Origin of the sequence: Streptomyces sp. Tue6028, assembly GCF_002300165.1 — a bacterium.
In the GTDB taxonomy this organism is placed as follows: domain Bacteria; phylum Actinomycetota; class Actinomycetes; order Streptomycetales; family Streptomycetaceae; genus Streptomyces; species Streptomyces siamensis.
Genome location: NZ_MLCE01000005.1, coordinates 83,303 through 103,143 on the forward strand (window position 1 = coordinate 83,303; position 19,841 = coordinate 103,143).

At 72.4% G+C, this 19,841-nt stretch carries 18 protein-coding genes and 2 pseudogenes; 13 read left to right on the forward strand and 7 right to left on the reverse strand.

The features are described from left to right. Positions 1-103 precede the first annotated feature (103 nt). From BKI49_RS04160 to mug, 6 genes are all read left to right on the forward strand, one after another. Entirely contained in the window at positions 104-1,429 is a 1,326-nt protein-coding gene (locus BKI49_RS04160; protein ID WP_095932822.1) for a hemolysin family protein, read from the forward strand. Next, positions 1,426-2,439, forward strand: a complete 1,014-nt coding sequence (locus BKI49_RS04165; protein WP_095932823.1) for a hemolysin family protein — start codon at positions 1,426-1,428, stop codon at positions 2,437-2,439. The genes BKI49_RS04160 and BKI49_RS04165 overlap by 4 nt, the downstream gene beginning before the upstream one ends. A gap of 301 nt (positions 2,440-2,740) precedes the next feature. Beyond that, positions 2,741-3,523, forward strand: a complete 783-nt coding sequence (locus BKI49_RS04170) for an SGNH/GDSL hydrolase family protein (protein WP_095932824.1) — start codon at positions 2,741-2,743, stop codon at positions 3,521-3,523. 60 nt (positions 3,524-3,583) lie between these two features. Further along, positions 3,584-3,934: a DUF4326 domain-containing protein gene (locus BKI49_RS04175; RefSeq protein WP_095932825.1), complete on the forward strand. Its 351-nt coding sequence runs from the start codon at positions 3,584-3,586 to the stop codon at positions 3,932-3,934. Positions 3,935-3,993: 59 nt separating this feature from the next. Further along, entirely contained in the window at positions 3,994-5,436 is a 1,443-nt protein-coding gene (purB, locus tag BKI49_RS04180; protein WP_095932826.1) for an adenylosuccinate lyase, read from the forward strand. Then, a complete protein-coding gene (gene mug / locus BKI49_RS04185; RefSeq protein WP_095932827.1) occupies positions 5,433-5,981 on the forward strand; it encodes a G/U mismatch-specific DNA glycosylase in 549 nt (182 codons plus the stop codon). The genes purB and mug overlap by 4 nt, the downstream gene beginning before the upstream one ends. 29 nt (positions 5,982-6,010) lie before the next feature. Here mug and BKI49_RS04190 read toward each other — a convergent pair whose 3' ends face one another. Genes BKI49_RS04190 through BKI49_RS04200 form a run of 3 tightly spaced genes read right to left on the reverse strand, consistent with a single transcriptional unit; the run spans position 6,011 to position 8,156 of the window. Next, positions 6,011-6,454, reverse strand: a complete 444-nt coding sequence (locus BKI49_RS04190) for a hypothetical protein (RefSeq protein ID WP_095932828.1) — start codon at positions 6,452-6,454, stop codon at positions 6,011-6,013. A gap of 41 nt (positions 6,455-6,495) precedes the next feature. Further along, positions 6,496-7,218, reverse strand: coding sequence for an ABC transporter permease (locus BKI49_RS04195; RefSeq protein ID WP_095932829.1), 723 nt, complete (start codon positions 7,216-7,218; stop codon positions 6,496-6,498). Positions 7,219-7,220: 2 nt separating this feature from the next. After that, positions 7,221-8,156, reverse strand: a complete 936-nt coding sequence (locus tag BKI49_RS04200) for an ABC transporter ATP-binding protein (RefSeq protein ID WP_095932830.1) — start codon at positions 8,154-8,156, stop codon at positions 7,221-7,223. A gap of 108 nt (positions 8,157-8,264) precedes the next feature. On the opposite strand from BKI49_RS04200, the gene BKI49_RS04205 reads away from it, so the two are divergent. The 3 genes from BKI49_RS04205 (at position 8,265) to BKI49_RS04215 (ending at position 11,364) form a co-directional block, all read left to right on the forward strand. Further along, positions 8,265-9,431, forward strand: coding sequence for a sensor histidine kinase (locus BKI49_RS04205; RefSeq protein ID WP_095932831.1), 1,167 nt, complete (start codon positions 8,265-8,267; stop codon positions 9,429-9,431). 14 nt (positions 9,432-9,445) lie between these two features. Next, positions 9,446-10,108: a response regulator transcription factor gene (locus BKI49_RS04210; RefSeq protein WP_028800423.1), complete on the forward strand. Its 663-nt coding sequence runs from the start codon at positions 9,446-9,448 to the stop codon at positions 10,106-10,108. 98 nt (positions 10,109-10,206) lie between these two features. Then, positions 10,207-11,364 (forward strand): ROK family transcriptional regulator, encoded by a 1,158-nt coding sequence (locus BKI49_RS04215; RefSeq protein WP_095932832.1) that lies wholly within the window; start codon positions 10,207-10,209, stop codon positions 11,362-11,364. Between the two features lie 48 nt (positions 11,365-11,412). On the opposite strand, the gene BKI49_RS04220 is transcribed toward BKI49_RS04215, so the two are convergent. Together BKI49_RS04220 and BKI49_RS04225 are read right to left on the reverse strand one after the other, a co-directional pair. Beyond that, a complete protein-coding gene (locus BKI49_RS04220) occupies positions 11,413-12,174 on the reverse strand; it encodes a GntR family transcriptional regulator (RefSeq protein WP_095932833.1) in 762 nt (253 codons plus the stop codon). Positions 12,175-12,502: 328 nt separating this feature from the next. Further along, positions 12,503-13,387 (reverse strand): RNA polymerase sigma-70 factor, encoded by an 885-nt coding sequence (locus tag BKI49_RS04225; RefSeq protein ID WP_095932834.1) that lies wholly within the window; start codon positions 13,385-13,387, stop codon positions 12,503-12,505. A 113-nt stretch (positions 13,388-13,500) separates the two neighbouring features. Here BKI49_RS04225 and BKI49_RS04230 point away from each other — a divergent pair, with 113 nt between their 5' ends. After that, positions 13,501-14,154, forward strand: a complete 654-nt coding sequence (locus BKI49_RS04230) for an NADPH-dependent F420 reductase (protein ID WP_095932835.1) — start codon at positions 13,501-13,503, stop codon at positions 14,152-14,154. A 243-nt stretch (positions 14,155-14,397) separates the two neighbouring features. Beyond that, entirely contained in the window at positions 14,398-15,228 is an 831-nt protein-coding gene (locus tag BKI49_RS04235; protein WP_095932836.1) for an alpha/beta fold hydrolase, read from the forward strand. Between the two features lie 525 nt (positions 15,229-15,753). Here the strand turns inward: BKI49_RS04235 and BKI49_RS36405 are convergent. Then, positions 15,754-16,167: pseudogene (locus tag BKI49_RS36405) on the reverse strand (hypothetical protein); the annotation flags it as partial. Between BKI49_RS36405 and pdxR the strand changes: the two are divergent. Continuing rightward, on the forward strand, positions 16,158-17,609 hold the full coding sequence (gene pdxR, locus BKI49_RS04245; RefSeq protein WP_095932837.1) for a MocR-like pyridoxine biosynthesis transcription factor PdxR: 1,452 nt from the start codon (positions 16,158-16,160) through the stop codon (positions 17,607-17,609). The pseudogene BKI49_RS36405 and the gene pdxR overlap by 10 nt on opposite strands. A 318-nt stretch (positions 17,610-17,927) precedes the next feature. After that, positions 17,928-19,523: an alkaline phosphatase D family protein gene (locus BKI49_RS04250; protein WP_095932838.1), complete on the forward strand. Its 1,596-nt coding sequence runs from the start codon at positions 17,928-17,930 to the stop codon at positions 19,521-19,523. 105 nt (positions 19,524-19,628) lie between these two features. Here BKI49_RS04250 and BKI49_RS36290 read toward each other — a convergent pair. Beyond that, positions 19,629-19,703, reverse strand: a pseudogene (locus BKI49_RS36290) (pentapeptide repeat-containing protein); the annotation flags it as partial. Positions 19,704-19,841: the final 138 nt, after the last annotated feature.

Consider the following 19,841-nt stretch of genomic DNA (forward strand, 5'->3'; position numbering starts at 1 on the left):
CCATGGGCGAGCCTCCCAGTAGCCGATGCCGTGATCCGCACGGCGACCGCCGACGTCGCGCGGTCCTCCCGTCCCTGGCCGACCATGGGACGGAGGTGACCCGATGACCGAAGTGCTCCTCCTCCTGGTGGCGGTGCTGCTGTCCCTCGCCTGTGGCGCCTTCGTCGCGGCGGAGTTCTCGCTGACCACCGTGGAGCGCAGCGAGCTGGAGCGCGCCGCGGAGCGCGGTGAACGCGGTGCGTCCGGCGCCCTCAAGGCCGTACGGAACCTCACCTTCCAGCTCTCCGGCGCCCAGCTCGGCATCACCGTCACCAACCTGGTGGTCGGCATGCTCTCGGAATCCTCGATCGCGAAACTGATCGCGGGTCCGCTGGAGGCCGTCGGCATCTCCCCCTCCGCGTCGCAGTCGGTGGCCCTGGTCATCGGTACGGCACTGTCGACGATCTTCCTGATGGTCGTCGGCGAGCTCGTGCCCAAGAACTGGGCGATCTCGTCACCCCTCGCCGTGGCCAAGCGGGTGGCGACACCACAGCGCTGGTTCAGCGCCGCGTTCCGCCCGTTCATCACGCACCTGAACAACACGGCCAACCGTGTCGTACGCCGCTTCGGCCTCGAACCCGCCGAGGAGCTGGCCTCCGCGCGCGGGCCGCAGGAGCTGGTGGCACTCGCCCGGCACTCCGCCAAGGAGGGCGCCCTGGAGGCGGACACCGCCGAGCTCTTCGTGCGCACGCTGAACCTGGCCGACCTGACGGCGGAGAACGTGATGACCCCGCGCGTCCAGGTCATCGCGCTGGACGTCCAGGCGACCGCAGAGGACGTGGCGAACGTGACCCGGGCCACGGGCCTGTCCCGCTTCCCCGTATACCGCGGCAGCCTCGACTCGGTCGTCGGCGTCGCGCACATCAAGGACGTACTGACCGTGCCGGCCGAGCGTCGCGCGCAGACGTCCGTCTCCCAGATCGTGCGCGAGCCCCTCCTCGTCCCCGAATCGCTCACCGTCGACCGGCTGCTCGACCGGCTGGCCGGCAAGCGCACCATGGCCGTGGTCATCGACGAGTACGGCGGGACGGCCGGGGTCGCCACCCTGGAGGACATCGTCGAGGAGGTCGTCGGCGAGGTGCGGGACGAGCACGACCCGCACGAGACACCGGACCTCGCCCCGGTCGGCCAGGACGAGCACGGCCGCGAGCTGTACTCGGCCGACGGCTCCGCCCGCATCGACCAGCTCGCACGGGTCGGGCTGCGGGTGCCCGAGGGCCCGTACGAGACGCTCGCCGGCTTCGTCGCCGCCGAGCTCGGCCGCATTCCCGCCGTCGGCGACACCGTCGAGGTCGCCGACTGGCGGCTCGACGTGGTGGACGCCTCCGGGCGGCGCGCCGCCCGGGTACTGATGCACGCGCCGAGCGACCAGGAGGAGGGGGCGCGATGACCGCCGTACAACTGCTGATCGGCCTCGCGACGCTCGTCGTGAACGCCTTCTTCGTGGGCGCCGAGTTCGCGCTGATCTCGGTGCGCCGCAGCCAGATCGAGCCACACGCCGAGCAGGGCGATCGGCGGGCCCGCAGCGTGCTGTGGGGACTGGAGCACGTGTCGGCGCTGCTCGCCGCCGCGCAGCTCGGCATCACCCTGTGCACGCTGGTCCTCGGCATCGTCGCCGAGCCCGCGATCGCCCACCTGCTGGAGCCCGTGTTCCACGCGATGGGAGTGTCGTCGAGCGCCGGTCACGCGGTCTCGTTCGTTATCGCGCTGACCCTGGCGACGTATCTGCACATGCTGCTCGGCGAGATGGTGCCGAAGAACATCGCGCTCGCGGAGCCGGTGCGCACCGCGCTGCTGCTCGGCCCGCCGCTGGTCGCGCTCTCCCGGGCGCTGCGCCCGGTGATCTTCACGGTCAACGCCTTCGCGAACGGACTGCTCAAGGTGATGCGGGTGGAGGCGAAGAACGAGGTCTCCGCGACCTTCTCCGACGACGAGCTGGCCCGGCTGGTGCAGGACTCCGGCGCCGCGGGGCTCATCGACGACCGCGCCAAGGAGCGGCTGCACGACGCCCTGGAGCTCGGCCGCAGGCCGGTGTGCGACGTGGTGCTGCCACTGGAACGCGTCGTCTACGCGCGCGTGGGCGTCACCCCGGAGCAGCTGGAGCGGCTGTCCGCCGAGTCGGGCTTCTCCCGCTTCCCCGTCGTCGACGACGGCCGCCGCATCGTGGGCTACCTGCACGTCAAGGACGCGCTCGACGCGACACCGCGCGACCTGCCGTTCCGTGTCCAGGACATGCGGTCCATCGCGCGGGTCCGCGAGACCACCCCGCTCGACGACGTCCTCACGGCCATGCGGCGCAGCCGCACGCATCTCGCGGCCGTCATGGGCAGCGACGGGCGGCTCGCGGGGCTGGTCACGATGGAGGACGTACTGCGGGAGCTGTTCGGTCAGCCGGCCTAGCGGACGCCCCGGGCGGACCGTCGTGGACCCCGATGGTGGCCCGGGCCGTGCGCGGGTGGGCCTGCCGTGCGCTCCGACGCGCCGGGGGTTCCTCGGGCGTCGGGGCCCCCGGCGTTCGGCCCCTCCCAGGGGCTGCTCCGGGGGCTGCCGGGGTCGGAACGCGGCAGGCGTCCCCCCGGGCGTTCGCCCCGAAGGGCGGCTCCCGAAGTCCCGGCGCGCCACGCGTCTCCGGTCGAGGTGGGGCGGGGGCGACGGCCCGACCGACCGACAAGTATGTGATCGGGTTACCATCTTTGGCGCCATGCAAACGAATGCCACCTACACCAGCCTCGTCGCGGTCGGCGACTCCTTCACCGAGGGAATGTCGGACCTGCTGCCCGACGGTTCATACCGCGGATGGGCCGATCTCCTCGCGAACCGGATGGCGGCCCGAAGCCCCGGTTTCCGGTACGCCAACCTCGCGGTGCGCGGCAAGCTCATCCAGCAGATCGTCGACGAGCAGGTGGACGTGGCAGCCGCGATGCGGCCCGACGTCATCACCCTGGTCGGCGGGCTCAACGACACGCTGCGGCCCAAGGTCGACATGGGGCGTGTCCGCGGTCTCCTGGAGGAGGCCGTGGAGCGGCTGGCCCCCGCCTGCGAACAGCTGGTGCTGATGCGCAGCCCGGGCCGCAACGGTCCGGTGCTCGAACGCTTCCGGCCCCGCATGGAGGAACTCTTCGCCTGTGTCGACGACCTCGCGGCACGGCACGGCGCGCTCGTGGTGGACCTCTACGGAGCGCCGTCGCTGGCCGACCCCCGTCTGTGGGACGTGGACCGGCTCCACCTGACGCCCGAGGGGCACCGCAGGGTCGCGGAAGCCGTGTGGCAGACCCTCGGCCACGAGCCGGAGGACACCGCCTGGCGGACGCCGATGGCGGCCACGGCCCCGCCGCGCTGGCTCGCCCGGCGCACCGCCGACGCGCGGTTCGCCAAGCAGCACCTGCTGCCGTGGATCGGGCGCCGGCTGACCGGCCGGTCCTCCGGCGACGGCCGTCCGGCGAAGCGGCCGGAACTGCTGCCGTACGAGGGGCCGGCGGCATAGCCGCCGACACCCGGACGGCGCCGTGGGGTACACAGGAGTCGTACCGCTGAAGGGAGCCCCGTGCCCACGACCGTGATCAACCTGAAGGGCCACATCCGCGAGTTCGGTCCCCGGCTGGAAACCGCCCCCGACGATCTCGTCTACGTGGGCCGCCGCTGGACCATGGGCCATTGGGACCTTCAGCAGCACCCGCTGTACAACCCGTTCGCGCCCGACACCGCCACCAAACGGCGCGACGGCACCCGCGCCGAGGTCATGGTGAAGTACCGGGCGTATCTGCTGGAACGGCCCGAGCTGCTGGAGCTGGTGCCTGCTCTGCGCGGGAAGACGCTGGCCTGCTGGTGCGCTCCCGAGCTCTGCCACGGTGACATCCTGGCCGAGATCGCGGACGGGTCGGCGCGGGACTCGTAGCTTCCCACGAACAACCCCGCGGCGCTGGCCTGCAGGAATCGCCAGTAGAATCCGTACACGTGACTGCTGCGCCTGCAAAGCCCCGTATCCCCAACGTCCTCGCCGGACGCTATGCCTCCGCCGAGCTCGCCACGCTCTGGTCCCCCGAGCAGAAGGTCAAGCTGGAGCGTCAGCTCTGGCTGGCCGTGCTGCGGGCCCAGAAGGACCTCGGGATCGAGGTTCCGGACGCCGCCATCGCCGACTACGAGCGTGTCCTCGACCAGGTCGACCTCGCGTCGATCGCCGAGCGCGAGAAGATCACGCGCCACGACGTGAAGGCGCGGATCGAGGAGTTCAACGACCTCGCCGGGCACGAGCACGTGCACAAGGGCATGACCTCCCGCGACCTCACCGAGAACGTCGAGCAGCTGCAGATCCGGCTGTCGCTGGAGCTGATGCGCGACCGCACGGTGGCCGTGCTGGCGCGTCTCGGCAAGCTCGCCGGCGAGTACGCCGAGCTGGTCATGGCCGGCCGCTCGCACAATGTGGCCGCTCAGGCGACCACCCTCGGCAAGCGTTTCGCGACCGCCACGGACGAGCTGCTCGTCGCGCACGCCCGGGTCGAGGAGCTGATCGGCCGCTACCCCCTGCGTGGCATCAAGGGCCCGGTCGGCACCGCGCAGGACATGCTCGACCTGCTGGGCGGGGACGCGGCGAAGCTCGCGGACCTGGAGCAGCGCATCGCCGGGCACCTCGGCTTCTCGCAGGCCTTCACCTCCGTCGGCCAGGTCTACCCGCGCTCCCTCGACTACGAGGTCGTGACGGCCCTCGTGCAGCTGGCGGCGGCCCCGTCCTCGCTGGCCAAGACGATCCGTCTGATGGCCGGGCACGAGCTGGTCACCGAGGGCTTCAAGCCGGGCCAGGTCGGTTCCTCGGCGATGCCGCACAAGATGAACACCCGCTCCTGCGAGCGCGTCAACGGCCTGATGGTCATCCTGCGCGGCTACGCGTCGATGACCGGCGAGCTGGCGGGCGACCAGTGGAACGAGGGCGACGTGTCCTGCTCCGTGGTGCGCCGGGTAGCGCTGCCCGACGCGTTCTTCGCGCTGGACGGTCTGCTGGAGACCTTCCTCACCGTGCTCGACGAGTTCGGCGCGTTCCCGGCCGTCGTCGCGCGCGAGCTGGACCGCTACCTGCCGTTCCTCGCGACGACGAAGGTCCTGATGGGCGCGGTGCGCGCGGGCGTCGGCCGCGAGGTCGCCCACGAGGCCATCAAGGAGAACGCCGTCGCGTCCGCCCTCGCCATGCGTGAGCAGGGCGCCGAGCGCAACGAACTGCTCGACAAGCTCGCCGCGGACGAGCGCATCCCGCTCGGTCGCGCCCAGCTCGACGAGCTGATGGCGGACAAGCTGTCCTTCACCGGTGCCGCGGCCGACCAGGTCGCCGTCGTCGTGGGCCGGGTCGAGGAGATCGTGAAGCAGCACCCGGAGGCCGCCGGCTACACGCCGGGAGCGATCCTCTGACGCGGCTCACACCCGCGGACCTCGAGGCCGCCCGCGACCGGCTGGTGCCGGATGTCGTCGCGGACGGCCTCGACGTGCTGTTCTGCGGTATCAATCCGGGTCTGATGACGGCCGCGACGGGTCACCACTTCGCCCGCCCCGGCAACCGCTTCTGGCCCGTGCTGCACCTCTCCGGCTTCACTCCCCGGCTGATGAAGCCGGCGGAGCAGCAGGAGCTGCTGTCCTACGGGCTCGGCATCACCAATGTGGTGGCGCGGGCCACCGCCCGGGCCGACGAGCTCGGTGCCGACGAGTACCGCGAGGGCGGGCTGCTGCTGGCCGCCAAGGTGGAGCGGCTGCGGCCGCGGTGGCTGGCGGTGGTGGGCGTGACCGCCTACCGGGCAGCGTTCGGTGAGCGCGGGGCCCAGGTGGGGCCGCAGGACCGGACGTTCGGATCCAGCCGCGTGTGGGTGCTGCCCAACCCCAGTGGGCTCAACGCTCATTGGACGGCGGCGACGATGGCCGAGGAGTACGCCCGGCTGCGGGAGGCCGCCGCCGAGGGGTGACGCGCCCCAGGAGTGACGGGCCCGACGGGTCAGGGTGGGTCGATCTCCGTGATCACGGCGAGGAGCTGGAACGGCAGCTCCTTGTCCCACTGGGAGACTCCGAGGGCCACCCAGCGGTCGTGGTGATCGGGCTTCCACAGGTGCACGTCCGGTACGTGCGAACTCAGGTCGCCCCACGGCTCGGGTATGTCCTCGCCGCTCGCCGTCCGCCCGAACACGCTTCTCAGGCTGATCCGCTGAGGTGCTCCCCAGCGGCGGGTGAGCAGCTCCGACAGACCGTCCCGGTCGGCCTCGTACTGCTCCTCCGTCTCCTCCCATGCCGTGCCGTCGTCCTCCCAGAAGTCCTCGCTCGTCGCCAGTTCGGCTATGTGGTAGCCGGGTCCTGCGGTGCCGACGTCCGACCGGCTGTGCTCCGCCGGGAAGTCCGCGGAGCACAGCCGCTCGATCGTGGCGAGGTGCTGCGCGCTGGTCATGCCATCCAGTAAAGCGGCTGCCACTGACAATTGGCGTCCCGTCAGGCGTCCCGGCGCCGCATGCTCCACGCTCCGGCCGTCAGGGCCGCCGCCGCCCAGAGCGCCGTGACGCCGAGGCCCGTCCAGGGGCCGAGGGCGCCGTCCCAGTTCTCGTGCAGCACCACCTGGCCCGCCTTGTCCGGCAGGAAGTCCGCCACGGTGCCCGACGCTCCGCCGACGACGAAGGACACGATCAGGAGGAACGGGATCAGGATGCTCAATGTGGCGACTCCACTGCGCAGGACGGCCGCGATTCCCGCCGCGAAGAGGGCCATCAGCGCCAGATAGACGCCGCAGCCGACAGCGCCGCGCAGTTCCTCGCCCCACGTGAGCGTGCTCGCCCTGGAGCCGAGCACCGCCTTGCCGACGGCCAGGCTCACACCCCCGGAGACCAGACCGATCACGAGGGCGGGACTGCCCACGGCCACGGCCTTGGCCGCGAACCACCGCACGCGGTCGGGAACCGCGGCGAGCGAGAGGCGCAGGGCACCTCCTTGGAATTCCGCCGAGACCGCCTGCGCGCCGAAGGTGATCGCCGCGATCTGTCCGAAGCTGACGCCGAAGAACGTGGAGAACAGCGGGTCGAACTCCTCCCCGGAGTCGTCCAGTCCGGCGAGGGCGGAGAAGGCGGTGGTCGCGAGGAGGACGGCCGCCAGCCCCCACAGGAGCGACCGCAGCGTACGGATCTTGATCAACTCCGAGCGGAGTGCGGGTGCGAACGTCATGGTCAGGCCTCCTGAGTCTGCGGCGTGGTCGGGGTGGCGGCGAATTCGGTCTCGACGCCCGTCAGATCCAGGTAGGCCTGCTCCAACGTGGCCTCTTCCGACGCGAGTTCGAGGATCGGGAGGTGCGCTGCCGAGGTGAGGCGGCCGATGTCCTCCACGCGTGCGTCGAAGGCCGTCCAGCGGCCGCCCTCGCCCTCGACGGCCTCGATGCCGTGCCGGGCGAGCAGGTCGCCCAGCGCGGCTCCGTCCGTGGTGCGCACCCGCACCCGGGGCTGCACGCGCGCGTGGATGAACTCACGCATGGGCATGTCCGCCAGGAGCCGGCCGCGGCCGAGGACCACGAGGTGGTCGGCGAAGGACGCGGTCTCGTTCATCAGATGGCTGGAGACGAGGACGGTGCGGCCCTCGCGGGCCAGCTCGCGCAGCAACTCCCGGATCCAGATGATCCCTTCGGGGTCGAGCCCGTTCGACGGCTCGTCGAGCAGCACCACCGGCGGGTCCCCCAGGAGGGCGGCCGCGATGCCGAGGCGCTGACGCATCCCCAGGGAGTACGTCTTGACCCGGCGCCGGGCGACGGAGCCGAGTCCCGACTGTTCCAGCACCTCGTCCACCCGCCGTTCCGGGATGCGGTTGCTCGCGGCGAGCGCCCTCAGGTGGTCACGGGCGGTCCGCGAACCGTGTGCGGCCTGTGCGTCGAGCAGGGCGCCCACGTGGCGCAGGGGCTCGTCGAGCGTGGCGTAGGCACGGCCTCCGACGGTGGCGGTGCCGGACGTGGGCCGGTCGAGGCCGAGCACGAGCCGCATGGTGGTGGACTTTCCGGCGCCGTTGGGACCGAGGAATCCCGTGACACGGCCCGGGAGAACGCTGAAGGTGAGGTGGTCGACGGCGCGCTTGGTGCCGTACTCCTTGGTCAGGTCCTGGACGTCGATGCTGGTCATGGCGACAGCGTGGCCGGTGCGGACCGGGTAGGGCCTCCCCCGCCGGTGGAGATCGTCTCCCCCGCTCGGGGGAGGTCCGTTGTCAGTGGCTCCTGGCACGATGACGCAATGGCCCGCTTTCTGCGCCCGCTGGTCCGGGGGACGACGTACACACGACTGCTGCACCTGTGGGTGCCGATGCTGTTCGTCTCCGTGTGGTTGTTCATCGACATGTCGAAACCGTGGGTGCCGGCCGCCCTGCTCGTCCCGCTGGGGCTGATCCCCGCGGTGCGCCGGGGTGAGGGAGTACAGGCGCGCTACATGCTGGCGCCCGGGGAGCGGGAGACCCCGGAGTCGGCCTTCTCCGTCTCGCCCGCGGTCACCTGGCGCGACCGGCTGCGGACGGTGCTCTGGCTGGAGGCGCGCATGGGCCTCGGGTGGGTCCTGGCGCCCGCCACGGTCTGGCTGCCGGCGACGGCGGTCGTCCTCACCCAGGCCTCGTTCCGGTCGGTGTCGATCGACACCCCGATCGCGACGCTCCATGCCGATCCGCACTGGGCGTACGCGCTGCTCGTCCCGCTGCCGCTGATCGCGCTGTACGGCGTGGTCGTCGGGCTCGGTGAGCTGATCACGGCGATCGCGCGCCGGCTCCTCGGCCCCTCGCCCACCGAGCGGCTCGCGGCGCTGGAGGAGCGCACCGAGCAGCTGCTGGAGCGCAATCGCATCGCCCGCGAGCTCCACGACTCGATCGGACACGCGCTGACCGTCGCGGTGGTCCAGGCCGGAGCGGCCCGCGCGGCCGGTGACCCCGCCTTCACCGAGCGAGCGCTGGCGGCCATCGAGGACACGGGCCGTGCCGCCCTGGAGGATCTGGAGCGCGTGCTGGGCGTGTTGCGGGAGGCGGAGCGGCCGGTGAGCAGCCGCCCCACCCTGGCCGATGCCGACCGGCTCCTGGAGTCGGCGCGCGCGTCCGGGGCCAAGGTCGACGCCGAGGTCACGGGCCCGTTGGACACGGTGCCCGGTCCGGTGTCCCGGGAGGGTTACCGCATCCTCCAGGAGTCGCTCACCAACGTGTTGCGGCACGCGGGCAGCGTCCCCGTCCAGGTGCGTGTCGAAGTCCGGGACGAGTCGCTGGAGCTGGAAGTCCGCAATCTGCTGACCTCGGACATACCGGGGCCCGGCCGGGGCAGCGGGCTGCGCGGCATACGGGAACGGGCAGCGTTGCTCGGCGGTCGCGCGCGGACGGGTCCGGACCAGGGCGAATGGCAGGTGCATGCAGAGCTGCCGCTGAGTTGATCTAGGCTGGCCGGATGCCGGTCACCGTTCTTCTCGTCGACGACGAACCCCTCGTACGCGCGGGTCTGCGCGCCGTCCTGGAGGCGCAGTCCGACATCGAGGTCGTCGGGGAGGCGGCGGACGGTGCCGCGGTGATCCCCCTGGTGCGGCAGCTGCGTCCCGACGTGGTCGCGATGGACGTCCGTATGCCCCTGCTGGACGGCATCGAGGCGACGCGCGCGGTGCTGCGCACAGTGAGCGATCCGCCGAAGATCCTCGTGGTGACGACGTTCGAGAACGACGAGTACGTCTACGAGGCGCTGCGCGCGGGAGCGGACGGGTTCCTCCTGAAGCGGGCGCGACCGGCCGAGATCGTGCACGCGGTGCGACTGGTCGCCGAGGGCGAGTCGCTACTGTTCCCTTCGTCCGTAAGGCAGTTGGCCGCCGAGTACGGCGACACTTCGGGCAATCCCGCCGCCCGGGCCGCCATGGAGCGGGCCGCGCTGACCGAGCGGGAGGCGGAGGTCCTGCGCCTGATGGCCAGGGGTCTGTCGAACGCGGAGATCGCCGCACGGCTGACCGTCGGCACCGAGACGGTGAAGTCCCACGTCAGTGCCGTACTGGCGAAGCTGGGGGCCCGGGACCGCACCCAGGCGGTCATCGCGGCGTACGAATCGGGGTTCGTGGCACCGGGCTGATCACGACGCGCCGACGGTGAAGGGGTCCCGGCACTCGCCGGGGTGCGCCCCGCCGAGTACGATCCGCCCAACACGCGCGCGAGCTGGGAGGACGGACGTTGGGGCGGTTGACCGGCGGGGACCCCTCTCTGCTGCGAAGGATCAATTCCGCGGTGGTGCTGCACGCACTGCGCGCCACGGACTGCGCGACCCTCACCGAGATCACCCGGGTGACCGGACTGTCCCGGCCGACGGTCGAGGGCGTCGTCGAGGGCCTCATCGAGAACGGACTCGTCGTCGAGAAGGCGGCCGAGGAAGGCGCTGCACGGCGCCAGGGGCGTCCGGCGCGCAGGTTCCGCTTCCGGGCCGAGGCCGGCCATCTGCTGGGCCTGGAGATCGGCCCGCACCGGGTCGCCGCGCTCCTCGCCGACCTGGACGGCCGGGTCATGGGCGCCATGGCGAAGGACGTCGACGAGGCCGCGTCTGCGGACGAGCGGCTCGAACGGCTGCGGGTGGCCGTCGCGGAGCTGCTGCGCCGGGCGGGCGTCTCCCGCAACTCCCTGCGTGCGGTCGGCGTGGGCAGCCCCGGGATCGTCGAGGCGGACGGCACCGTGCGGCTGGGCACGGCGCTGCCCGAGTGGACGGGCCTGCGGCTGGGCGAACGGCTGAGCCGTTCCTTCAAGTGCCCGGTGCTGGTCGAGAACGACGCCAACACGGCAGCGGTCGCCGAGCACTGGAAGGGCGCGGCCACCGAGTCCGACGACGTGGTGTTCGTCCTCGCGGGACTGAGTCCGGGCGCCGGCTCGCTGATCGGCGGCCGGCTGCACCGTGGGTACGGGGGCGCGGCCGGCGAGATCGGCGCGCTGCATCTGCTGGGGCGCGACGTCACCCCGGAGACCCTGCTGTCCACGACGGACGAGCCCTTGCACCCGCTGGACGAGCAGGCCGTGGCCGAGGTCTTCGCCCTCGCGCGCAACGGCGACCAGCGGGCCCGCGCGGCCGTCGACCGTTTCATCCAGCGCCTGGTGCACGACGTGGCGGCACTCGTCCTCGCCCTCGACCCCGAACTGGTCGTCATCGGCGGCTGGGCGGCCGGGCTGGACGGTGTACTGGAGCCGCTGCGGCGCGAGTTGGCGCGCTACTGCCTGCGCCCGCCGAAGGTGACGCTGTCGATGCTGGGCGAGGCCGCCGTGGCGACGGGCGCCCTGCGGCTGGCCCTCGATCACGTGGAGGAGCAGCTGTTCGCGGTCGAGGGCACCGTGACGGCGCGCCGCTGACCCGCGAAGCGCGCCGCGCCCCGGGCGTGACCGGGGCACGACGTGGGCTCAGGAGGCGCGGCGCTCCGGGTCGTGATGTATCTCGACCCCGCCGGAGTCGCCGAAGGTCAGCCGGCAGGTGTCGGCCCGGTACGTGGCGACGGAGACCGCGGCGGTACGCCCCTCGGCGAAGAACCGGGTCGTGACGACGAGCACGGGAGCTCCGGGGAGCCGGTCGAGCTCCTTGGCGTCGTCCGCGCGCGCGGAGCCGAGCTCCACCGCCCGATCCTGGTTCTCCAGGTCCAGCCGCTGGAGCTCGCGCAGCACGGCACGCGCGCGTGCCGCCCCCGAGGGCGCGTCTATGGCCGACAGGTCCGGGACCGAGGACGCCGGCACGTAGAGCAGCTCGGCGGCGACCTGCTGACCGTGGGTCACCCTGGAGCGACGCACCGTGTGGACCTGTTCGCCGTGTGCCGTCTCCAGGAAGCCGGCCACCGAAGCGGGCGGCGCCGCCACCGTGCAGTCCGTAGCCTGCCACGCGTCGTCGGCCGCACCCGGCCAGGTGTGCTGCGCGGATCCCACGGCCACGCCCACGCGCGGCGGCGCGACGGTGGTGCCGACACCACGGCGGCGCTGGAGCCTGCCTTCCAGTTCGAGCTGTTCGAGGGCCTGCCGCAGGGTGGCCCGGGCCACGCCGAAGCGGGCCGCCAGGTCACGTTCGTTGGGCAGGATCTCGCCGACCGAGAACTCGGAGTCCAGTGCCTCACTGAGCACGGTCTTGAGATGCCAGTACTTAGGCTCCGGCACCGATTCCAACTGCGTGGTCCCCACCCTGTCCTCCGCAATCGCCGTGGCCCGGCGGCGTTTTAGCGCCCTTGTTTATTAAAGGTTCTTGCACTATCTCTGCGACGATAGGCCCGGCCCCACCCTTGGTCAAGACCAATCCTCGATCCCTTACGCAGTGCACAGGCGCGTTGCCGCAGAGCGTTCACGGGGCGTTCTCACGGGGCGATCTTCCGGACACAACGCCGAAAGCCCCCGTCCAGAGGACGGAGGCTTTCGGCCACGTACGGGGGCGATCCGGACGGCGCGCGCCGACACGGGCCGCCACGCCCGGCCCGCCACGCCCGGCCCGCGGCGGCTCAGCCGCGGATGCGGCTCATTCGACGTCGAGCGCCAGCAGCTTCTCGGGGTTGCGCATGATGTAGATGCACTGGATCCGGCCGTCCACGACGTCCAGTTGGAAGACGCTGTCGGGCTTCGTACCGGACATGATCACGAGCGCGGGGCCGCCGTTGATCTCCAGGAAGCGGAACGAGACGTGCGGTACGCCCTTCTTCGCGGCGCCCTGCAGGAACCGCCCCACCTTGTCGGCGGACTCGATGACCCGCAGCGGAGCCTGCGACCGCCCGCCGCTGTCGCCGACGAGGCGGACGTCGGGGGCGAGCATGGCCATGAGCCCTTCCAGGTCGCCGTCCGCGGCGGCGGCGAGGAACCGCTCGGTGAGGTCGCGGCGTTCGGCGGGATCGACCTCGTACCGCGGCCGGCGCTCGTCGACGTGCTTGCGCGCCCGCCCGGCGAGTTGGCGCACCGCGGGCTCCTCGCGGTCGAGGACGGCGGCGATGTCCGCGTACGGGTAGCCGAACGCCTCCCTGAGGACGAAGACGGCCCGCTCCAGCGGCGAGAGGGACTCCAGGACGACGAGGACGGCGAGCGAGACCGAGTCGGCGAGGACGGCCCGCTCCGCGCTGTCGGGGACGGTGTCCGCGAAGTGCGTGACGTACGGCTCGGGAAGCCACGGCCCCACGTACGCCTCTTTGCGCGACTGCACTTGGCGCAGTCGGTCGATGGCGAGCCGGGTGGTGACGCGGACCAGATAGCCGCGCGGCTCGCGCACGTCCGAGCGGTCGGCGCCGGACCAGCGCAGCCAGGCCTCCTGCACCACGTCCTCCGCGTCGGCGACCCTGCCGAGCATGCGGTAGGCCACCCCCGTCAGCAGGGGGCGGTGCTCTTCGAAGACGTCGGTCGCCGTGTCGGGTGCCACGGCTCCATCCCACCCGACGCATCCCGTCATGTCCAGGCGGATTCGGTCGCCGCCGGAGCAGAATGACCCGCGGGCCACCGGTGGCCGGCGGCCCCGACCCTGGAGGAGTGACGATGCGGTACGCGGTTCTGGGCACGGGCGAAGTGGGACGCACCCTCGGCGGCAAGCTGATCGAACTGGGTCACGAGGTGTCGTTGGGTTCGCGGGTGAAGGACAATCCGGCAGCCGTGGAGTGGGCCGACAGCATGGGCCCCGGCGCGGGCCACGGTACGTTCGCGGAGGCGGCGGCCTTCGGCGAGGTCGTCGTGAACGCGGTGGGCGGCCGGGTGGCCCTCACCGTGCTGCGTTCCGTCGACGAGGAGCATCTGGACGGGAAGATCGTCCTCGACGTGTCCAACCCCATCGCCTTCGAGGAGGGGCAGGTGCGTCTGGCCCCCGTCGAGTCGGACAGCGTGGGTGAGCAGATCCAGCGGGCCTTCCCGAACACACGCGTGGTGAAGAGCCTGAACACCATCAACTGCTATCTGATGGTCGACCCGGCGCTGGTGCCCGGGGAGCACCAGATCTTCGTGTCCGGTGAGGACCAGGTCGCGAAGGAGCAGGTGACGGCGCTGCTCGGGGAGTTCGGCTGGCCTCCGCACCGCGTCATCGACCTCGGTGGCATCCGCACGGCCCGGGCCGCGGAGATGATGCTGCCGCTGTGGCTGACGCTGTTCCAGCACATCGGGCACCCCGAGTTCAACGTGGAGGTGCGCAGGGCGCGTTGAGCACGGTGAGCGCGGGGCCGCGTGGACGCATGCACCCGGCCCCGCGCCGCCCTCAGGACCTCGGACCACCCTCAGGACCCGTGTCCCCGTGTCCCCATGTCCGCGACCCCCGCGACCGCGACCCGCGAGTCCGCGTCCCAGGGTTCTCGGCGCGGGGGCTACCCGTCGGTAGCAGTTGCTGACAAGCTGTCTACAAGACTGTCCGTCAGCGTGTCCCATGCGTCCCAGACGAGGAGCAGCCCCATGTCCGCCACGGTCTCGTTCAGCCTCCCCACTTCGCGCGGCCCCAGGACCGTCACCGTCTCCTACGCGCGCGTGGGCACCGGTGAACCGCTCCTGCTGCTGCACGGGATCGGTCACCACCGGCAGGCCTGGGACCCGGTGCTCCACATCCTGGCCGCCGAACGTGACGTCATAGCCGTCGACCTGCCCGGCTTCGGAGAGTCCCCGGCACTGCCCGACGGGCTCACCTACGACCTGTCGACGGTGGTGCCCACGCTGGGCGCGCTCTGCGAGGCACTCGGCATCGAACGGCCGCACGTGGCGGGCAACTCGCTCGGCGGGCTGCTGGCCCTGGAGCTGGGCCGCGAGAAGCTCGTACGGTCCGTCACCGCGCTCTCGCCCGCCGGCTTCTGGTCGCCGGTCGAGCGGCGCTACGCGTTCGGGGTGCTGAGCGCCATGCGGGTGGGGGCCAGGAGGCTGCCGCTCCCGGTGGTCGAGCGGCTGTCGCGGACGGCCGCCGGACGGGCGGCGCTGACGAGCACCATCTACGCCCGGCCGGGGCGCCGTTCACCCGAGGCCGTCGTCGCCGAGACCCTGGCGCTGGCCCACGCCGAGGGATTCGCCGAGACCCTCAGGGCGGGCACCACGGTCCAGTTCACGGACGACGTCCCGGGCCTTCCCGTCACCGTGGCCTGGGGAAGCCGTGACCGGCTGCTGGTGCGCCGCCAGGGGATCCGCGCCAAGCACATCATTCCGCGTGCCCGGCTGGTGCGGCTGCCCGGTTGCGGACACGTCCCGATGAACGACGATCCCGCGCTCGTCGCCCGCGTCATCCTCGACGGCAGCCGCTGAACGGCGCCCGACGAGAGCCAGGGCACCGGAGCCGAGGGCGACTCCGGCGCCCACCAGGCCGCTTCCGACGGCCTGCGCGGCTCCGTAGGCGCCCGTGCCGACGAGCGGCGCGCTGCACGCCGCCGCGACGGGGATGAGGCCGGAGAACAGGGTCGCGCGCTCCGCGCCGATGCGCTGCACGCCCATGTACCAGCACACGAACCCGACGACCGTGACGACCGCCGCCTGCCACAGCAGCGCGGCGGTCTCGGTGGCGTCCGGCACCCGCAGCCACGCGCTGCCGCCCGTGAGCAGCCCCGTCACGGCCGACTCCACGGCGGCGACCCCGCAGACGGTGGCCGACAACAGCCGTGGCCCCAGCGGCCGCAGGACGGGTACGGCCAGGACCGCGAAGCCCACCTCGCCGCACAGCGCGCCCACGGAGCAGGCGATGCCCGCGGCGTCCGTACGGCCCCACCCCTGGACCGTGAAGGCGCCCAGTGCCACGAGCAACGACCCGTACAGGACGCGGCGTCGAGGCCGGCGTCCCTCCTGGAGGGGCACGACGACCGCCACGACGACCGGGGCACAGCCCACGAAGACACCCGGGACCGCGGGTTCCGCCGTCCGTTCGGCGGCGATCACCGCGAGGTTGAAGCCGACCATGCCGACGGCCGCGAGCAGCGCGAGACGGCTCCACCGACGCGCGTCGAGGGAGCGCAGTCGCGTCATGGAGCCCCGGCCGACCAGGGGCAACAGCAGCAGGCAGGCCAGTCCGTAGCGGAGGAACTGCCCACCCGCGTACGGGTAGTGGCCCAGGACGCTGTTGGCGGTGAAGGAGCCTCCGACGAGGACACAGGCGAAGGCGGCGAGCAGGGCGCCTCGGGCGGTGGTGGGGTTCATGAGGGCGACGCTATGAAGGCGCGTGGTCCGGTTTAAGGTCCACTTCCATGACGTCATCGGGGACCAATCACAGCGAACCGGCGGGGCCCGGGCCCTCGGACGGTGCTCCGTGGGCGGCCGCCTGGGAACTGCTACTTCCGGCCGCTTCGGCCCCCGCACGCGCGCGTGGCCGGACCCTTCAGGCGGCGCTCCGCGAGGCGGTCCGCACGGGCCGGCTCGCTCCGGGGACCCGGCTGCCGTCCAGCCGCGAGCTCGCCGCCGACCTCGGCGTGTCACGGGGCCTGGTCACCGAGGCGTACGAGCAGTTGACGGCCGAGGGCTACCTGCGCAGCGACCGGGGGGCCGGGACCTGGGTCGGCGACGCGGTCCGGGCGGCCGGTCCCCGCGCGCGTGACCTGGCCCCGCGGAGCTCCGGAGCGCGGGCCGACTTCGTGCCCGGTACGCCCGACCTGTCGCTGTTCCCGCGCACCGCGTGGGCGGCCGCGCACCGCGGCGTGCTGGCCGAACTGCCGCACCACGCCCTGGGTTACCCCGATCCGCGCGGGCTGCCCCGGCTGCGCATCGCGCTCGCCGAGCTGCTCGCGCGGCGCCGCGGCGTGGTCGCCGATCCGGAACGGATCGTCGTGGTCTCAGGAGTGGCGCAGGCCATGGCCCTGCTCGGATTCGTGCTGCACGCGCGCGGGCTGCGCACCGTCGGCGTGGAGGACCCCGGCAGTCCCGAGCACGGTGCGCTGTACGCCTCCGCCGGCATCGGCACCGTACCGCTGCCGCTCGACGGCGAAGGACTGGCCGTCGGCCCGCTGAAGGCCTCGGGGGTGCGCGCGGTGGTGACGACGCCGGCTCATCAGTTCCCCACGGGCATCGCCTGCTCGGCGCGGCGCCGCGCCGAACTCCTCGACTGGGCCCGCTCGCTGGACGGGCTCGTGATCGAGGACGACTACGACGGGGACTTCCGCTACGACCGTGCCCCCGTGGGCGCCCTCCAGGGGCTCGACCCGGGGCACGTCGCCTACACCGGGTCGGTCAGCAAGTCCCTCGCCCCGGGCCTGCGGCTCGGCTGGCTGCTCGTACCGGCCTCGCTCTCCGAGGAGGTCGTCGAACGCAAGCGCACCATGGACCTGGGGAACCCGGTCGTCGACCAGGCGCTCCTCGCCCGCTTCCTGGAGCGCGGGGACTACGACCGGCAGCTCCGCCGCTGCCAGCGCGCCTACCGGGAACGGCGCGACGCCCTCGTGGCCGCGCTGGCCTCGCACTTTCCCGGTACCGAGGTGTCCGGTGTCGCGGCCGGCCTCCACGCCATCGCGGCCCTGCCCGGGCGGTACGGGCCACTCGACCGTTTCCTGGAACGCACCCGTGCGGCGGGCGTGGCCGTGCGTCCGCTGGCGCAGTACGGGACGGCGGTCGAGGACGGCTTGCGGCTGGTGCTGGGGTACGCCCATCTGTCGCCCGCGCGGATCCGCGACGGGGTGGCGCTGATGGCGGACGCGGTGCGCGACTGATCCCGTCGGCGCGTTCCCACTCCCGGCGCGCATGAGCGCACGCGGACCCGCCGCGCACGAGCACACCCACCTCGGCGCGCTGGAGCGCACGGACCCTCCGCCCGCGACCGGGGCCCTGGAGCACACGGACCCGCCGCCCGCGACCGGGGCCCTGGAGGTCCTGTCCCGTGCCTCGATGCCCACCGGTGTCCGCATGCCCGGAACGGCGGTTCCCCTGCCCCTGGGGCCAGTTGTTCACTTGTGGTTTCCGTGTGCGCTGCGGCGCACCAGTAGTTGTGGCACTGCACACCGGCCGGATCCGTCCCAGGAGGCGCATTCATGTCGCACCGTCCGCCAAGCCACTTCCCCGGTCGTCGCAGCGTGCTGCGCGGCTCCCTCGCCGCGTCCGCGGCGCTCGCCCTGCCCACCGCGCTCGGCTCGGCACCGGCGTTCGCCCTGTCCGGACGGCCCAAGGCGGGGTGGGGCGTCCAGGCGGGCGACGTGACCGCCGACTCCGGCCTCGTGTGGGTCCGCTCCGACCGCCCCGCGCGGATGATCGTCGAGACGTCGGCGACCGAGTCGTTCCGCCGTTCCCGCAGATGGCAGGGGCCGCTGCTCGGCGCGGACACGGACTTCACGGGGACCACCAGGCTGCGCGGGCTGCCCGCCGGCGAGCAGATCCACTACCGCGTCCTGCTCGCGGACCCCGACGACCCGCGGCGCACCGGCGAACCGGTGACCGGCACCTTCCGCACGACGCCCGCCGGACGGCGGCGTGGCGTGCGCTTCCTGTGGTCGGGCGACCTGGCGGGACAGGGCTGGGGCATCAACCCCGACATCGGCGGCTACCGCATCTACGACGCCATGGCCCGGCTCGATCCGGACTTCTTCCTGTGCAGCGGCGACAACATCTACGCCGACGGACCGATCGCGGCGACCGCGACGCTCCCCGACGGCAGCACCTGGCGGAACATCACGACCGAGGAGAAGTCCAAGGTCGCCGAGTCGCTGGCCGAGTTCCGCGGCAACTTCCGCTACAACCTGCTGGACGAGAACCTGAAGCGCTTCAACGCCCAGGTGCCGTCGATCATCCAGTGGGACGACCACGAGGTGCGCAACAACTGGTACCCCGGCGAGGTGATCGCGGCCTCGGACACGCGCTACACGGAGAAGAGCGTCGACGTGCTGGCCGCTCGTGCCCGTCGCGCCTTCAGCGAGTACTTCCCGCTCTCCACACTGCGGCCGGGCGACAAGGACGGCCGCGTGTACCGGGTCATGCGCCACGGCCCGCTTCTGGACGTCTTCGTGCTCGACATGAGGACCTACCGCAACGCCAACTCCCCCGACACCCAGACCACCGACCCGCAGGGCATCCTCGGCGCCGAGCAGCTGGAGTGGCTCAAGCGCGAGCTGTCGCGGTCGCGCGCGGTGTGGAAGGTGATCGCCTCCGACATGCCGCTCGGCCTGGTCGTGCCGGACACGACCGAGGGGAAGCCGAACATCGAGGCCGTGGCACAGGGCGACCCCGGCGCGCCCCTCGGACGCGAGTTGCAGATCGCGGAGCTGCTGCGGTTCGTCAAGCACCGGCGGATCACCGGTACCGTCTGGCTGACCGCCGATGTGCACCACACCTCGGCGCAGCACTACCAGCCCTCGCGGGCCGCCTTCACCGACTTCGAGCCGTTCTGGGAGTTCGTGTCCGGGCCTCTCAACGCCGGAGCCTTCCCGGCGAGCGCGCTGGACGGCACGTTCGGACCGGAGCGGGTGTTCGTGAAGGCACCGACCGCGTCGAACGTCTCGCCCGCGGGCGGATACCAGTTCTTCGGCGAGGTCGACATCGACGGAGACAGCGGCGAGCTCACGGTGCGGTTGCGGGAGCAGGACGGGACCGTGCTGTTCACGCAGGTGCTCCAGCCGGGGCGCGTGGGCCAGTAAGGTCTCGCGGCTCCCGTACCCTCGAGCGGGTGGGCCGCGCACCGGAGTCATCCCCCGGTGCGCGGCCCGCCTGCCTGCCGTGCGGACCGACTCGGCGCGGCTCAGGTCGACTCGGCTCAGCTCGGCGCGGCTCAGGTCGACTCGGCTCAGGTCGACTCGACTCAGGTCGACTCGGCTCAGCTCGGTGCGGCAGGGCCGCGCGGCTCACTCGGCCCGGCGCGGCCCGGCGCGGCGCGGCGTGACTCACCTCGGCCCTCGCCGGGTGGCTCGGCCCGGCACGGCGTGGGTCAGGGCGCGGTACGGCTCGGCGCGGCGGTG

Bases quoted from the DNA above. Each gene is read 5' to 3' on its own strand.
- BKI49_RS04160 (WP_095932822.1), top strand. From the start codon at position 104: ATGACCGAAGTGCTCCTCCTCCTGGTGGCGGTGCTGCTGTCCCTCGCC.
- BKI49_RS04165 (WP_095932823.1), top strand. From the start codon at position 1,426: ATGACCGCCGTACAACTGCTGATCGGCCTCGCGACGCTCGTCGTGAAC.
- BKI49_RS04170 (WP_095932824.1), top strand. From the start codon at position 2,741: ATGCAAACGAATGCCACCTACACCAGCCTCGTCGCGGTCGGCGACTCC.
- BKI49_RS04190 (WP_095932828.1), bottom strand. From the start codon at position 6,454: ATGACCAGCGCGCAGCACCTCGCCACGATCGAGCGGCTGTGCTCCGCG.
- BKI49_RS04195 (WP_095932829.1), bottom strand. From the start codon at position 7,218: ATGACGTTCGCACCCGCACTCCGCTCGGAGTTGATCAAGATCCGTACG.
- BKI49_RS04200 (WP_095932830.1), bottom strand. From the start codon at position 8,156: ATGACCAGCATCGACGTCCAGGACCTGACCAAGGAGTACGGCACCAAG.
- BKI49_RS04205 (WP_095932831.1), top strand. From the start codon at position 8,265: ATGGCCCGCTTTCTGCGCCCGCTGGTCCGGGGGACGACGTACACACGA.
- BKI49_RS04210 (WP_028800423.1), top strand. From the start codon at position 9,446: ATGCCGGTCACCGTTCTTCTCGTCGACGACGAACCCCTCGTACGCGCG.
- BKI49_RS04230 (WP_095932835.1), top strand. From the start codon at position 13,501: ATGCGGTACGCGGTTCTGGGCACGGGCGAAGTGGGACGCACCCTCGGC.
- BKI49_RS04235 (WP_095932836.1), top strand. From the start codon at position 14,398: ATGTCCGCCACGGTCTCGTTCAGCCTCCCCACTTCGCGCGGCCCCAGG.
- pdxR (WP_095932837.1), top strand. From the start codon at position 16,158: ATGACGTCATCGGGGACCAATCACAGCGAACCGGCGGGGCCCGGGCCC.
- BKI49_RS04250 (WP_095932838.1), top strand. From the start codon at position 17,928: ATGTCGCACCGTCCGCCAAGCCACTTCCCCGGTCGTCGCAGCGTGCTG.